Origin of the sequence: Cupriavidus alkaliphilus (assembly GCF_014191175.1) — a bacterium.
Lineage (GTDB): Bacteria > Pseudomonadota > Gammaproteobacteria > Burkholderiales > Burkholderiaceae > Cupriavidus > Cupriavidus alkaliphilus.
Genome location: NZ_JACHWE010000008.1, coordinates 215,758 through 228,891, shown reverse-complemented (window position 1 = coordinate 228,891; position 13,134 = coordinate 215,758). Strand labels below are relative to the sequence as shown.

Genomic DNA, 13,134 nt, shown 5'->3' with positions numbered 1-13,134 from the left:
CGTGATCTCCAGTGGTGCGGGGGTATGCCCCGGTGCGCGGCTAGCGCTGCGCGGCAAAGCGATCGGTCGCGGCAAGCAGCTGGTCCATGATGCCCGGCTCGGTCCATGCATGGCCGGCGCCTTCGATCAGGTGGAACTGCGCCTGCGGCCACGCCTGGTGCAGCGCGTAGGCGTAGCGTACCGGGCACGGCATGTCATAGCGGCCGTGCACGATCACGCCGGGGATGTCGGCCAGCTTGTGCGCGTCGCGCAGCAGCTGGCCCTCTTCCAGCCAGCAGCGGTGCGTGAAATAGTGGTTTTCCAGCCGGGCGAAGGCCAGGGCAAAGTGCCCGTCGTCATGCCTGGCGCTGTTCCCTGCATCCGGCAGCAAGGTAATGGTCTCGCCTTCCCACACGCTCCAGGCGCGTGCCGCCTCTACCTGCTTGTCGTGGTCGGCGCCGGTCAGCAGCTTGCGGTAGGCCGCCATCATGTTGCCGCGCTCGGCCACGGGCACCGGCGCCTGGAAACGCGCCCACTTGTCGGGGAACATCTCGGACACGCCGTACTGGTAGTACCAGTCCAGCTCCGCCTGCGACACCGTATAAATGCCGCGCAGCACCAGCTCGCTCACGCGCTGCGGGTGCTTCTGCGCATAGGCCAGCGCCAGCGTCGAGCCCCACGAGCCGCCGAACACCAGCCAGCGCTCCACCCCCGCCAGCACGCGCAGCCGCTCGATATCGTCGACCAGGTGCCAGGTGGTGTTGGCCTCCAGCCCCGCATGCGGGGTCGAGCGCCCGCAGCCGCGCTGGTCGAACAGCAGCACGTCATAGCGCGCCGGATCGAACAGCCGCCGGTGGTCCGGCGCGATGCCGCCGCCAGGCCCGCCATGCAGGAACACCGCGGGCTTGGCGCCGGGCGTGCCCACGCGCTCGTAGTAGACGACATGCCTGTCGCCGACATCAAGCGTGCCGGTTTCGTAGGGCTCGATTTCGGGGTAGAGGGTGCGCAGGGCGGGCATGGGTGCGGGTCTCCGGGGCCAGGGAGCCACAGTGTACGCCGGAGCGCCATCGCGCTGGACGCAGCCTTGGCTACCCCGCGAACATCTCTCTCATCCAGTCCCGCAACAACCGCGTAGCCGGACGGTCCGCCGCCCGCTCGCTGTAGACCAGGTCATAGCGAAAGCTCTCCAGCGCCAGGTCAAAGGGCTGCACCAGCGCGCCCGACGCCAGTTCTTCCGCCACCAGCGTCAGGCTGAGCAGGCCCACGCCCTGTCCGGCGATGGTGGCCTGCACCGCGTGGATCTCGTCGGTAAAGCGCAGCCCAGCCTGCGGATCGGCCACCTCGACGCCGGCCTGCGCCAGCCAGTGGCGCCAGACCGGTGCGCGCGCGTCATCGCGCGCGGCAGAGCCCCATTCGAAGTGGACCAGCGTGGCGTGCTTCAGGTCCTGCATGGATGCCGGTTTCAGGGCGGGGCTGCAAACCGGTGCAAAGCGGTCGCGGAACAACGGCTCGGTCACCAGGCCGGGATAGCTGCCGCTGCCGTAGCGGATCGCCGCGTCCGCATCGTGGTCCAGGTCGACGACCTGGTCCGAGGCATCGAGGCGCAGGGTCCAGTCGGGATGCGCGGCCCGGAACTGCCCGGCGAGCGGCGCGAGCCGCCTGGCCATGAACGCCACCGTCGATGTCAGCGTGGCTACGTGCGGGCGGCCGCTGCGCTGCACCGCCTGCACCGCGCGCTCCATGCCGTCGAGGCCGTCCCGCACCGCGGGGAACAACTGATGCCCGGCCGCCGTCAGCCGCACCTTGCGGGTCTGGCGCTCGAACAACCTCACGCCCAGGCTCTCTTCCAGCGCGCGGATCTGGTGGCTGATGGCCGTCGGCGTGACGTGCAGTTCGTCGGCGGCGTGCTTGAAGCTGGCGCGGCGGGCGGCGGCTTCGAAGGCGCGCAGGGCGCCGAGGGGCGGCAGTTTGCGCAAGGTGTCTCCATGGATGAGTTTGTCTCATGCATCGACTGAAAAGCGACCATTTGTCGCGGCCGATACCGGCTCCGATACTTGGCATATCGGCTGGCCCGCAAGACGCTCAGCCCGATAGCAAGATGAATTTTACTAAATCATTACCGGAGTCAGCGATGCACCTGGAACAAGTCCACACCCAGCCCGATCCCTATGCCCCCTACCTGCTGTCCCAGGCCATTCGCGCCGGCGGCCTGCTGTTCGTTTCCGGCCAGGCCGGCGTCGGCGACGATGGCGCCATCGTCGGGCGCGGCGACTTCGACGCGCAGGCCGAGCAGGCCTTCCGTAACCTCAGGCGCGCGCTGCAGGCGGGCGGCTCGGGGCTGGACCGCGTGGCCAAGGTGACGATCTTCCTGACCTCGATGGAATACTTCCCGAAGATCGTCGCGCTGCGCCGCAAGTGGTTTTCCGCGCCCTATCCGGCCGATACCATCGTCGAAGTCTCGGCACTGTATTCGCCGGACGCGATGATCGAGATCGAAGCCATCGCCCTGACCACGGAGGGCGAGCAATGACCACGCCCGCCGCGCCTTCGCTGTTCGATACGCCGGCGCTGAACGGCGTACCGTTGCGCAACCGCCTGGTGGTGGCGCCGATGACGCGCATCAGCGCCACCGACACCGGCGTCCCCACCGAGGCCATGCGCCGCTATTACGAGGGCTTTGCCCGCGGCGGCTTTGGCCTGATCGTCAGCGAGGGCATCTATACCGACCGCGCCTATGCGCAGGGTTATGCCGGCCAGCCGGGACTGACCGACGCGCAGCAGGCGCAGGGCTGGCGCGGGATCGTGGACGCGGTCCACCGGGCCGGCGGCCGCATGGTCGCGCAGCTGATGCATGCGGGGGCGCTGTCGCAGGCCAACCCCTTCCGCGACGATACCGCCGGCCCTTCGGCCGTGCAGCCCAGGGGCCGGCAGCTGAGCGCGTATGGCGGCACGGGCGCATTCCGGACGCCGCGCGCGATGGACGAGGCAGAAATCCTGCAGGCCATCGAGGGCTTTGCGCAAGCGGCGCGGCGGGCCCGCGAGACCGGCTTCGACGGCGTGGAGATCCACGGCGCCAACGGCTACCTGCTCGACCAGTTCCTCAACGGCCATACCAACCAGCGCCAGGACGCCTGGGGCGGCGGCATCGCGCGGCGCATGCGCATGATGCTGGAGACGATCCGTGCGGTGCGCGCCGCGGTGGGGAGCGATGTCATCGTCGGCGTGCGCATCTCGCAGGCCAAGGTCAATGACTTCACCTACCAGTGGCCCGAAGGCGCAGAGGGCGCTGCCGCGGTGTTTGCCGGCATTGCGGCAAGCGGCGTCGACTACCTCCATGTGACCGAGCATGAAGCCTGGCAGCCCGCCTTCGCCGACGGCGCTGCGTCGCTGGTGCAGCATGCCCGGCGCGCAGCGCCGGGGCTGGCCATCGTTGCGAACGGCAGCCTCGCGGATCCGCTGCGCGCGGCGGGCATGCTGGAGCAGGGTGCAACGCTGGTTGCGCTCGGGCGCGGGGCGCTGGCGAATCCGGACTGGCCGGCGCGGGTGTGCGCGGGACAACCGGTGCGGCCGTTCGATGCGGCGGTGCTGGCGCCGCTGGCCGGCATCAAGCACACGGAACTGGCGCTGCGCGAGGTCCCGGCAGCGTTGGCGGGCTGATGCCTTGCCGCGCTACCGTCCTGCGCGATCCCTGCGCCAGTTGGCCGGGGCCGTGCCGAACTGCGCCGAGAACCAGCGCGTGAAGGCGCTGGCCGAGCCGTAGCCCAGCAGCTGCGACACGCGCAGCAGCGAATAGCGCGGGTTCTCGACATAGCGTCGCGCCAGCTCGCGCCGCACGTCGTTGAGGATGCCAGTGAAGGTCTCGCCCGCGTCGTCGAGCTGGCGTTGCATGGTGCGCAGGCTCAGGCCCAGGCCCTCGGCCACGGCCTCGCAGGTGGCGCGGCCCATCGGCAGCATCAGGTAGATGGCGGCGCGCACTTCGTGGCCGATCGACTGCGGGTTGGCGCGCGGCAGGGTATCGATGAACTGCTGCGCATAGCGCGCCATGACGGGATCCGCACCGGGGTTGGGAGCGTCGAGGTCGGCGGCGCGACAGACGATGCCATTGCAGTCCGCATCGAACTCCAGCGGACAGCCGAACAGCCGGCGATGGACGCGCAGGTCGGCCGGCGCCGCATGCGTGAAGCTCACCGCGATCGGCTGCCAGCGCGGCCCCAGCAGCAGCGCGCACATGCGGAACACGACACCGATGGCCAGCTCGGTGGCCTGCCGCGAGGGCGCGTCGCTCAGCACCTCCTGGCGGATCACCACGGCGCTGCCGGCGTCCTCGAGCAACAGCGCCACCGAATCGTTGACCAGGTGCCGATAGCGGATGGTGGTGGCCAGCGCGGCGCGCAGCGTGGGCTGCTGGCTGATCAGCAGGCTCATCACGCCAAAGTCCGACAGCTGGCGCGACTCCGCCATGCGCAGTCCAAACGTGATGCAGCCCGAGGCCTGCGCGGCGGCTTCCAGCAGCGCCACGCAGGCGCCCAGCGGCACCCGCTGGTCGGGGTCATCGAGCCAGGCGCGGCGCAACCGGGCCTGGCGCAGCAGCGGCTGCGGGTCCAGGCCGAGGTCGCGCGCTACCTCCAGGAAGTTGGTCAGTGCGGCGGCACGTATGAGCGTTTCCAAGCGGATCCTGCCTTGCGATGCGTTGCGATGTCCTGCGCCATGCGGAGGGCTGGCGGGCCGCCGCAGCAGGATCATAGGCCTCCTGGCATGAAATGCAAAGTCAGCGGTAGCCAATGCAAAGCCGGACCGGCCCGCGCTCCCTACAGTGGCAGGCATGTGCAGGGCGCCCTGCACCAACGCTAATTCCAGGAGACCAGAATCATGGCAAATGTCGTCCGCATGTATGAGACCGGCGGCCCCGAAGTGCTGCGCTACGAACCCATGGAAGTCGGCGAGCCCGGACCTGGACAGGTCCGCATCCGCCACGTCGCGGTGGGCCTGAACTACGCCGATACCTATTTCCGCAACGGCACCTATCCCGTGCCGCTGCCCAGCGGCATGGGCGTCGAAGCCGCCGGCGTGGTGGTGTCGGTGGGGGCGGGCGTGACCAACGTGGCGCCGGGCGACCGCGTCACCTACACCGGCTTCGTCAACACGCTGGGCGCGTACAGCACCGAGCGCCTGGTGCCCGCCGCGCCGCTGATCCGCCTGCCCGACAGCATCGCCTTCGAAACCGCGGCGGCGATGACCATGCGCGGGCTGACCTCGGCCTACCTGATGCGCCGCATCCATCCGTTCCAGGCCGGCGACACCATCCTGCTGCACGCGGCAGCGGGCGGGGTCGGACTGATCGTGTCGCAGTGGGCCAGGCTGCTGGGGCTGACCGTGATCGGCACGGTGTCGACCGAGGCCAAGGCCGAGGTCGCGCGCGCGCACGGCTGCGACCACATCATCTACTACACCCGCGAGGACGTGGCCAAACGTGTGCGCGAGCTGACCGATGGCGTGGGCGTGGCGGTGGTGTTCGACAGCGTCGGCAAGACCACCTTCATGGGCTCGCTGGACTCGCTGCGGCGGCGCGGCACCATGGTCTGCGTAGGCACCGCCTCCGGCCCGGTGCCGCCGTTCGATCCGGCGCTGCTGGCGATGAAGGGCTCGCTGTTCCTGACCCGGCCCGCGCTGGCCGACTACATCGCCGATCCCGCGGAAAAGCAGGCCCTGGCCGACGAGATCTTCGGCCACGTCGCCGCGGGCCGCATCCAGATCGGCATCAACCAGCGCTATGCGCTGGAAGACGCGGTCCAGGCGCACCAGGACCTGGAAGCGCGCCGCACCACCGGATCATCGATCTTCGTCATCTGAAAACAAGGAAAGAGGAGACAACCCATGCATGCGGAACCGCTGACCTGCACCATCGGCGCCGAACTCACCGGCGTCAGCCTGGCCGATGCCTCGCGCGACGCCGGCCTGTTCGCTGAAATCAAGGCGCTGCTGCTCCAGCACAAGGTCCTGTTCCTGCGCGACCAGGACATCACCCGCGCCGAACACGTCGCCTTTGCCCGCCGGTTCGGCGAACTGGAAGACCACCCGGTGGTGGGCAGCGACCCGGAACACCCGGGACTGGTGCAGATCTACAAGTCGCCCGACAGCAAGGTCGAGCACTACGAGAATGCCTTCCATTGCGACGCCACCTGGCGCCAGGCGCCGCCGATGGGATGCGTGCTGCGCTGCGTGGACACGCCGGCGGTCGGCGGCGACACCATCTGGGTCAACATGGGCGAGGCCTACCGGCGCCTGCCGCAGGACATCAAAGCCCGCATCGAAGGGCTGCGCGCCAAGCACAGCATCGAACACACCTTCGGCGCCAACATGGCGCCGGAGAAGCGCGCCGCGCTGGCGGCGCAATTCCCGATGGTGGAGCATCCGGTGGTGCGCACCCATCCGGAAACCGGCGAGAAGATCCTGTTCGTCAACGCCTTCACCTCGCACTTCGCCAACTACCACCGCGGCGACGTGATCCGCTTCGGCAAGGACTTCATGCCCGGCGCGGGCGACCTGCTGCACTACCTGTGCGCGCAGGCCGAGATCCCGGAGTACCAGGTGCGCTGGCGCTGGAAAAAGCACAGCGTCGCGATCTGGGATAACCGCTGCACACAGCACTACGCGGTGCAGGACTATGCGCCCACGGTGCGCAAGATGGAGCGCGCCGGCATCATCGGCGACGTGCCGTTCTGACGGAGGGACACAGCCATGCAACCACATCTCGTGCCTGCGGCACCGCAGGCCTATGCCTACCCCCTGCTCGTGCGGCAACTGCTGCTCAATTCGCTGTCGCTATACGGCGACCAGCAGATCACGTACCGCGGACAGCAGCGCCACAGCTATCGCGAGTTTCGCCAGCGCGTGGGCCGGCTCGCCTCCGCGCTGGCTGCGCAGGGCGTGGCGCACGGCACCACCGTGGCGGTGATGGACTGGGACAGTCATCGCTACCTGGAATGCTATTTCGGCGTGCCGATGATGGGCGCGACGCTGTTCACGGTCAACGTGCGGCTGTCGGCGCAGCAGATCCTGTACACGCTGAACGATGCCGGCGCCGAGGTGGTGCTGCTCCATCCGGACTTCCTGCCGGTGATGGAAGAGATCCGCGGGCAGCTGACCAGCGTGCGCCGCCTTGTCTTGCTGGCCGACGGCCAGCAGATGCCGCCGACCTCGCTGCCGTTTTGCGGGGAGTACGAGACGCTGCTGCAAGCGGCCTCACCCGACTTCGATTTCCCCGAGTTCGACGAGAACACCCGCGCCGCCACCTTCTACACCACCGGCACCACCGGCGATCCCAAGGGCGTGTGCTACAGCCATCGCGACATCGTGCTGCATGCGCTGGCGTCGGCCACCAGCCTGTGCGCGCCGCGCGAAGGGCAGCGCCTGCACCGCGAAGACGTCTACATGCCGATCACGCCGATGTTCCACGTGCTGGCCTGGGGCATGCCCTATGTCGCGGTCATGCTCGGGCTGCGCATCGTGCTGCCGGGGCGCTACGCGCCGGACGTCTTGCTGCGCTTGCGCGAGACCGAGCGGGTCACGTTCTCGCACTGCGTGCCGACCTTGCTGCAGATGCTGTTGCAGGCGGCGCAGGCAAGCGGCCAGGATCTGTCGGGCTGGAAACTGATCATCGGCGGCTCGGCGCTGCCGCCGGCGTTGTGCGAGGCCGCGCTCGCGCGCGGCATGGATGTGTTTGCCGGCTATGGCATGTCGGAGACCGGCCCCATCGTCGCGCTGGCGCAGTTGCCCCCGGGCCACGCCAATGCCGATCGCGAGACCGAAGTGCGCATGCGCTGCTCGACCGGCCGTCCGGTGGCCATGGTGGACTTCCGCCTGGTGGACGAGTCCATGCACGACGTGCCGCGCGACGGCAGGGCGCGCGGCGAGATCGTGCTGCGCGCGCCGTTCCTGACCCGGGCATACCACGGCAAACCCGAGGCATCGGCCGAGCTGTGGGCCGGCGGCTACCTGCATACGCAGGACATCGCGGTGATGGGCGCCGACGGCTTCGTGCAGATCGTTGACCGGATCAAGGACGTGATCAAGACCGGCGGCGAGTGGGTCTCGTCGATCGAGGTCGAGAGCCTGGTCACGCAGGTGCCGGGCGTGCAGGAGTGCGCGGTCATCGGCGTGCCGGACGCGCGATGGGGCGAGCGGCCGATGGCATACGTGGTGCGCAAGCCTGGCGCCACGGTCACCGCGGATGCGATTCGCACGTCGCTGCTGGCGCGCGTCGAGGCCAACCGGCTCAGCAAGTATGCGGTGCCGGAACCCGAACGGATCCTGTTTGTCGACGAGATCCCGAAGACCAGCGTCGGCAAGATCGACAAGAAGCGCTTGCGCAGCACCCGAGCCTGAACGGACAGCAGGAAAGCAACAGGGCAGCCTCAACCGGGGCTGCCCTGCTTGCGTTGCCAGGATGGATTCAGGGCTGGATATTAAAGGCCCTGACGATGCCGGCATTGCGCTCGAACTCCGTGCCCACCGACTCGCTCAACTGCGGCAACGGCTGCGCCGGCAGCGGCTCGTAGCCAAGCGCCTCCATGCGGTCGCGCACCCTGGCCGCGGAAGCAGCCTTGTAGGCCGCCGCATGGATCTTCTGCGCCAGTTCAGGCGACAGTTTCGACGACGCAATCACTCCCACCCAGTTGCTGAACTCCATCTCCGGGTAGCCCAGTTCGGCGAAGGTCGGCACCTGCGGCAGCAGCGCCGAGCGGCTCTTCGACGCCACGGCGTAGACCTGCACCTTGCCGGCGCGGATCATCGGCAGCGAGGTCACCATGCCGTCGTACATCACCGCGATCTGGTTGCCCATGACCTGCGCCAGCGCGGGTGCCGAGCCGGCGAAGGGCACATGCTGCAGGTCCAGCCCGGCCTTCTGGTTCATGATCATGCCGGCGTAGTGCGAGGCGGTGCCGGCGCTGTACGAGGCAAAGCTGAGCTTGCCCGGGTTGGCGCGCGCATAGCTGACCAGGCTCTTCAGGTCCCTGGCCGGCAGGCCGGGCGCGCCGATCATCACCATGCGCGAACGCGCCACGGCGGCAACGGGGCGCACATCCTTGAGCGGATCGAACGCGGGCTTGAGCACATGCGGCACCTCGGTCAGCACATTGCTGGCGGTGACCATGATGGTCTGGCCATCGGCGGGCGCCGCCAGCATGGTGGTGATGGCGATGCCGCCGCCGGCGCCGGGCTTGTTGTCGACCACCACCGGTTGGCCGAGGTCCGCCGACAGCTGGTCCGCCAGCAGCCGCGCGAGTACGTCCATGGTGCCGCCGGCCGGCGCCGGCACCAGCATCCGGACCGGCTTGCCGGTCCAGGCCATGGCAGAGGGCGCGGCCAGCGCGAGGCTGGCCGCGGCGGCGGCGGCGATGCGCAGCAGGAAGGCGGGGCGGGTGGTCATGTTGTCTCCGTTATGTAGTATGGCTGCTGCTTGCCCGGCGCGCAGGCACCGCGGCCAGGACCTGCGCGCGCTCGGCCTCGCTCATCCGCAGCCAGCGGCCGATTTCAAGCCGGGTCCGGCCACAACCCTGGCAATAGCGGTTGGCAAGATCCATCCGGCAAATGTTGATGCAGGGATTGGCGAGGACGTCGGGGTGATGCATCGCGGACTCCGTTCATGCCTGGCGCCGGGCCGGCGGTGCGCCGGCCCGGCCCACGGCCGTCAGGCCGCCGCGCGCAGCGGCAGGTTCTTCTGCCCCGGCTTGCGGTTGGGGGCCATGCCGTTGGCCTGCAGCGTGGCCTCGGCGCTGTCGTACCAGGTGCCGATGCGGTAGATCCCGCGCGCTTCCTTGCCGGTGGCAATCTCGCGGCCCAGTTCGCGCGCCACGCGCACGCACTGCTCGATCTGCTGCACCGAGGTCATGCGCTTGCCGTGCTGGTCGATGATGGTGTCCTCGATGCCGCAGCGCGGGTGCAGGCCCATCGCCATCGCCATCATGTTGAACGGCAGCACGTTCTTCAGCAGCGACTCGGCGGTCAGCGTGCAGCCGTCCGGGGCGCGGTGCACGAAGTTGAAGAAGTTGAACGGGTTGGGGCCGTCAAAGCCGCCGCCGATGCCGATCCAGGTCAGGTTCAGCGGGCCGGTGTAGACGCCCGCGCGCACCAGCCGCTCCAGCGTTTCCAGCGCATGCATGCCGGTGAGCTGGAAGTGCGGCTGGATGCCCGAGGCCTGCAGCCGGCGCAGGTGCTCTTCGACCCAGCCCGGCCCCGCCGGCACGGTCATCTCGCGATAGGCGGCCTGGTAGGCCGGGTGCTCCAGCGAGGTCCCCTTCAGGTACTCGGGATAGAGCAGCTCCATGATGTTCATCTGCGTGGTGTTGATGGCCACGGTGACCTGGTCCGGCTTGGGCTGCAGCTCGGCCAGCATGTGGCGGGTGTCGTCGGACAGCCACTTGGCCTCCTGGCCGTCGTCTTCCGGCGCAAACGAGATCGAGCCGCCGACCTGGATGATCATGTCCGGCACCGCGGCGCGCACGCCGGCGATCAGCTCGTTGAACTTGGACAGGCGCTTGGAGCCCTTGCCGTCGAGTTCGCGCACGTGCAGGTGCAGCACGGTGGCGCCGGCGTTGTAGCAATCGACCGCCTTCTGCACCTGTTCCTCCATGGTGACCGGGATGTCCTCGGGGAAGTCCTGCGGCATCCACTCCGGGCCATACGGGGCCACGGTGATCACCACCTTGTCCATGTTCTCGGGGTGCAGGGAATCGTCGAGGAATTGCATAGATCGCTCCGGTTGTTGGTGACTGGAGTATCGATCAACGGACCGCGGCGATTTGACGATCCGGGACAACCGATTTACATTTCGGGACACTCAGGGAAAGCCCGGAAGCCGTTGTCATGTCCTACTACCTGCGCAGTGCCAGCCTGACCAACTACATCGAAGTCGCGCGTGCGCTGGGGCTGGATCCGTACCAGCAACTCAGGGCCGCGAAGATCAACCGCTCGGTGCTGCTCGACCCCGATATCCGCATCCCGGCGGCAGCGGTGGGCCGCCTGCTGGACGCATCGGCGCGCGCCGCCGGGGCCGAGGATTTCGGCCTGCGCATGGCCGAGCTGCGCGAGTTCTCCAACCTGGGCCCGCTAGCTTTCGTGGTGCGCGAGGAACCGACGCTGCGCCGCGCGCTGGAGTCGATGGTGCGCTACATGGGCCTGCAGAATGAATCGCTGGCGATGCGCGTCGAAGACAGCGATGACCTGGTGATGATCCGGCTGCAGGTCCTCAGCGAAGCGCCGGGCACCCTGCGCCAGGCCACCGACCTGGCGGTGGGCGTGGTATTCCGCATGCTGAAGCTGTTCCTGGGGCCATCGTGGCGCCCGCGCAGCATCTGCTTCACGCATCCGGCGCCGGCCAGCACGGCGACGTACGCGCGCGTGTTTGGCATGGCCGGCTCGTTCAACCAGGACTTCGACGGCATCGTCTGCCAGGCAGCGGACCTGGAAGCACCGTTGCCGTCGTACGACCCGGTGATGGCGCAGCAGGTGAAGCAATATCTCGGCACGCTGCTGGCGCAATCGACCGCGGCCACCATGCCGGACATGGTGCGCAAGCTGGTGTACGCGCTGCTGCCGACCGGCCTGTGCTCGGTGGAGCGCGTGGCCCAGCATCTCAGCGTCGACCGCCGCACCGTGCACCGGCGCCTCGGCCAGGCGCATACCACCTACTCCGACATCCTCGCCGAGGCCCGCGCCGACCTGGTGATCCGCTACCTGGAAAACCGCGAGCGGCCGCTGTCGGAAGTGGCCGCGCTGCTGGGGTTTTCGTCGCTGAGCGCGTTCTCGCGCTGGTTCAGCCAGCGCTTCGGGCGCAGCGTGTCGGCTTGGCGGGCACAGGCCGGGCAGTAAAAAAGGCCGCCGGCGCAAACACGGCGCGGCGGCCATAACGAGCCCGGGCTCCGGTCAGAACTTGTGCCTGATCCCCAGTGCCACGCCCACCATGCTGCGTTGCCCGTTGGCCGCGGCATAACTGTTGCCCAGCGACAGGCTGTTGGCATAGACCGTTGCCAGCGATTCCAGCATCAGGCCGGCATTGCGCGCGTAGGCAGTGGACAAGTACACGTCGGTGCGCCGCGAGAACGCATAGTTGGCGACGAAGGCGATCTGCCACGGGTTGGCCACGTGGGTATCGCCGAACAGGCTCCTGACGTTGTCGTAGTTGTATTCGAGCGTCAGCCCCACCGCCGGGCTGAGCTGGTAGTTGGCGCCGATCCAGTAGTAGTCGTCGCGCTGGATCACCACGTCGGCGGCGTTCTTGTTCTGGCCCCAGCGATAGCCGCCCATGATCTTGGCCGGGCCCAAGGTGTAGCTCGCTGCCACCACGGCCTTGCGCGCGGTGCCGCTGCCGGTGCCGATGGTCGGGTTCCACTGGTCATAGCCGACGGTGGCGCCGAACGGTCCGGCGGCATACGCGAGCGAGGCGCCATAGGCGGTGTCGCGGCGGAACTGGCCAGGCACTTCGCCGTTGCCGCCGATCGGCGTGGCGATGCCAACCGTCTGCGGCAGCGCCAGCCCGGCGCCGAACGACCAGTGCGCGCGCGCCGTCAGCGGGCCGAACTGGCCGGTGTACTTGACGGTGTTGTCCTCGCGGAAATTGGCGCCGGCCTGCAGCACCACCGGTTCATATTGCGTGGCGTATGCCGTGGGCGAGAAGTTCGCCAGGGCCTCGAAGATCGACGTGTACTGGCGCCCCAGGCTGAACTGGCCGATGCCGGCGTGCCGCAGCGCGACGAACGCCTGGCGGCCAAACAGCCGCCCGCCCTGCTGCAGCGTGCCGTTGTCGACGCTGAAGCCGCTTTCCAGCACGAACGAGGCCTGCCATCCTGCGCCCAGGTCCTCCATGCCGCGCAGGCCCCAGCGCGAGCCCGACAGCCCGCCCGAAGCCATGCGGAACACCTTGTCGCCGGGACCCGGGTTGAAGCCGTTCGCCGCGACCGGCACCGCACCGATGCGATTGACGTATTCGACGTTGATGTCGGCCACGCCATACAGCGTGACCGACGATTGCGCGGCGGCCGCCAGCGGGCACCCCAGCACCAGCGCCATGACGGCGTTTCTGTTTTTCATTGGTCTCCTCCTTGTTGGCCCGGCCTGGGTGGCCGGATGCTCTTGTTATGGCGCGCCGTGGCGCGC

13 protein-coding genes are annotated in these 13,134 nt (G+C 68.6%); 6 read left to right on the top strand and 7 right to left on the bottom strand.

Annotation, left to right across the window (positions count from 1 at the left end; translation table 11 throughout):
- Positions 1-40: 40 nt before the first annotated feature.
- Both pip and FHX60_RS23540 read right to left on the bottom strand, forming a co-directional pair.
- Entirely contained in the window at positions 41-997 is a 957-nt protein-coding gene (pip, locus tag FHX60_RS23545) for a prolyl aminopeptidase (protein WP_183284791.1), read from the bottom strand.
- 70 nt (positions 998-1,067) lie between these two features.
- Positions 1,068-1,955 carry a LysR substrate-binding domain-containing protein gene (locus tag FHX60_RS23540; protein ID WP_221210114.1) on the bottom strand — a complete coding sequence of 296 codons (888 nt, stop codon included), beginning with the start codon at positions 1,953-1,955 and terminating at the stop codon, positions 1,068-1,070.
- A gap of 155 nt (positions 1,956-2,110) precedes the next feature.
- Here FHX60_RS23540 and FHX60_RS23535 point away from each other — a divergent pair, with 155 nt between their 5' ends.
- Together FHX60_RS23535 and FHX60_RS23530 are read left to right on the top strand one after the other, a co-directional pair.
- Positions 2,111-2,509, top strand: a complete 399-nt coding sequence (locus FHX60_RS23535) for a RidA family protein (RefSeq protein WP_116385890.1) — start codon at positions 2,111-2,113, stop codon at positions 2,507-2,509.
- Entirely contained in the window at positions 2,506-3,636 is a 1,131-nt protein-coding gene (locus tag FHX60_RS23530) for an oxidoreductase (protein ID WP_183284790.1), read from the top strand. Before FHX60_RS23535 ends, FHX60_RS23530 begins: the two co-directional genes overlap by 4 nt.
- 12 nt (positions 3,637-3,648) lie before the next feature.
- Here the strand turns inward: FHX60_RS23530 and FHX60_RS23525 are convergent, their stop codons facing one another.
- Entirely contained in the window at positions 3,649-4,647 is a 999-nt protein-coding gene (locus FHX60_RS23525) for an AraC family transcriptional regulator (protein ID WP_183284789.1), read from the bottom strand.
- A gap of 201 nt (positions 4,648-4,848) precedes the next feature.
- Here FHX60_RS23525 and FHX60_RS23520 point away from each other — a divergent pair, with 201 nt between their 5' ends.
- Genes FHX60_RS23520 through FHX60_RS23510 form a run of 3 tightly spaced genes read left to right on the top strand, consistent with a single transcriptional unit; the run spans position 4,849 to position 8,364 of the window.
- Positions 4,849-5,829, top strand: a complete 981-nt coding sequence (locus tag FHX60_RS23520) for a quinone oxidoreductase family protein (protein ID WP_092315028.1) — start codon at positions 4,849-4,851, stop codon at positions 5,827-5,829.
- Positions 5,830-5,853: 24 nt separating this feature from the next.
- The gene (locus tag FHX60_RS23515) at positions 5,854-6,702 is read left to right on the top strand and encodes a TauD/TfdA dioxygenase family protein (RefSeq protein WP_183284788.1); all 849 of its coding nucleotides are present in this window, start codon (positions 5,854-5,856) and stop codon (positions 6,700-6,702) included.
- A gap of 15 nt (positions 6,703-6,717) precedes the next feature.
- Positions 6,718-8,364 (top strand): fatty acid--CoA ligase, encoded by a 1,647-nt coding sequence (locus FHX60_RS23510; protein ID WP_183284787.1) that lies wholly within the window; start codon positions 6,718-6,720, stop codon positions 8,362-8,364.
- Between the two features lie 67 nt (positions 8,365-8,431).
- Here FHX60_RS23510 and FHX60_RS23505 read toward each other — a convergent pair whose 3' ends face one another.
- Genes FHX60_RS23505 through FHX60_RS23495 form a run of 3 tightly spaced genes read right to left on the bottom strand, consistent with a single transcriptional unit; the run spans position 8,432 to position 10,729 of the window.
- Positions 8,432-9,409, bottom strand: coding sequence for a tripartite tricarboxylate transporter substrate binding protein (locus FHX60_RS23505; protein WP_183284786.1), 978 nt, complete (start codon positions 9,407-9,409; stop codon positions 8,432-8,434).
- 10 nt (positions 9,410-9,419) lie between these two features.
- Positions 9,420-9,611, bottom strand: a complete 192-nt coding sequence (locus FHX60_RS23500) for a DUF1289 domain-containing protein (protein WP_183284785.1) — start codon at positions 9,609-9,611, stop codon at positions 9,420-9,422.
- A gap of 59 nt (positions 9,612-9,670) precedes the next feature.
- Positions 9,671-10,729, bottom strand: a complete 1,059-nt coding sequence (locus FHX60_RS23495; protein WP_183284784.1) for a beta-keto acid cleavage family enzyme — start codon at positions 10,727-10,729, stop codon at positions 9,671-9,673.
- Between the two features lie 116 nt (positions 10,730-10,845).
- Between FHX60_RS23495 and FHX60_RS23490 the strand changes: the two genes are divergently transcribed.
- Positions 10,846-11,850, top strand: coding sequence for an AraC family transcriptional regulator (locus FHX60_RS23490; protein ID WP_183284783.1), 1,005 nt, complete (start codon positions 10,846-10,848; stop codon positions 11,848-11,850).
- 54 nt (positions 11,851-11,904) lie between these two features.
- Here FHX60_RS23490 and FHX60_RS23485 read toward each other — a convergent pair whose 3' ends face one another.
- Complete coding sequence (locus FHX60_RS23485; RefSeq protein ID WP_183284782.1) at positions 11,905-13,068, bottom strand: porin; 1,164 nt, start codon at positions 13,066-13,068, stop codon at positions 11,905-11,907.
- Between the last annotated feature and the right edge of the window lie 66 nt (positions 13,069-13,134).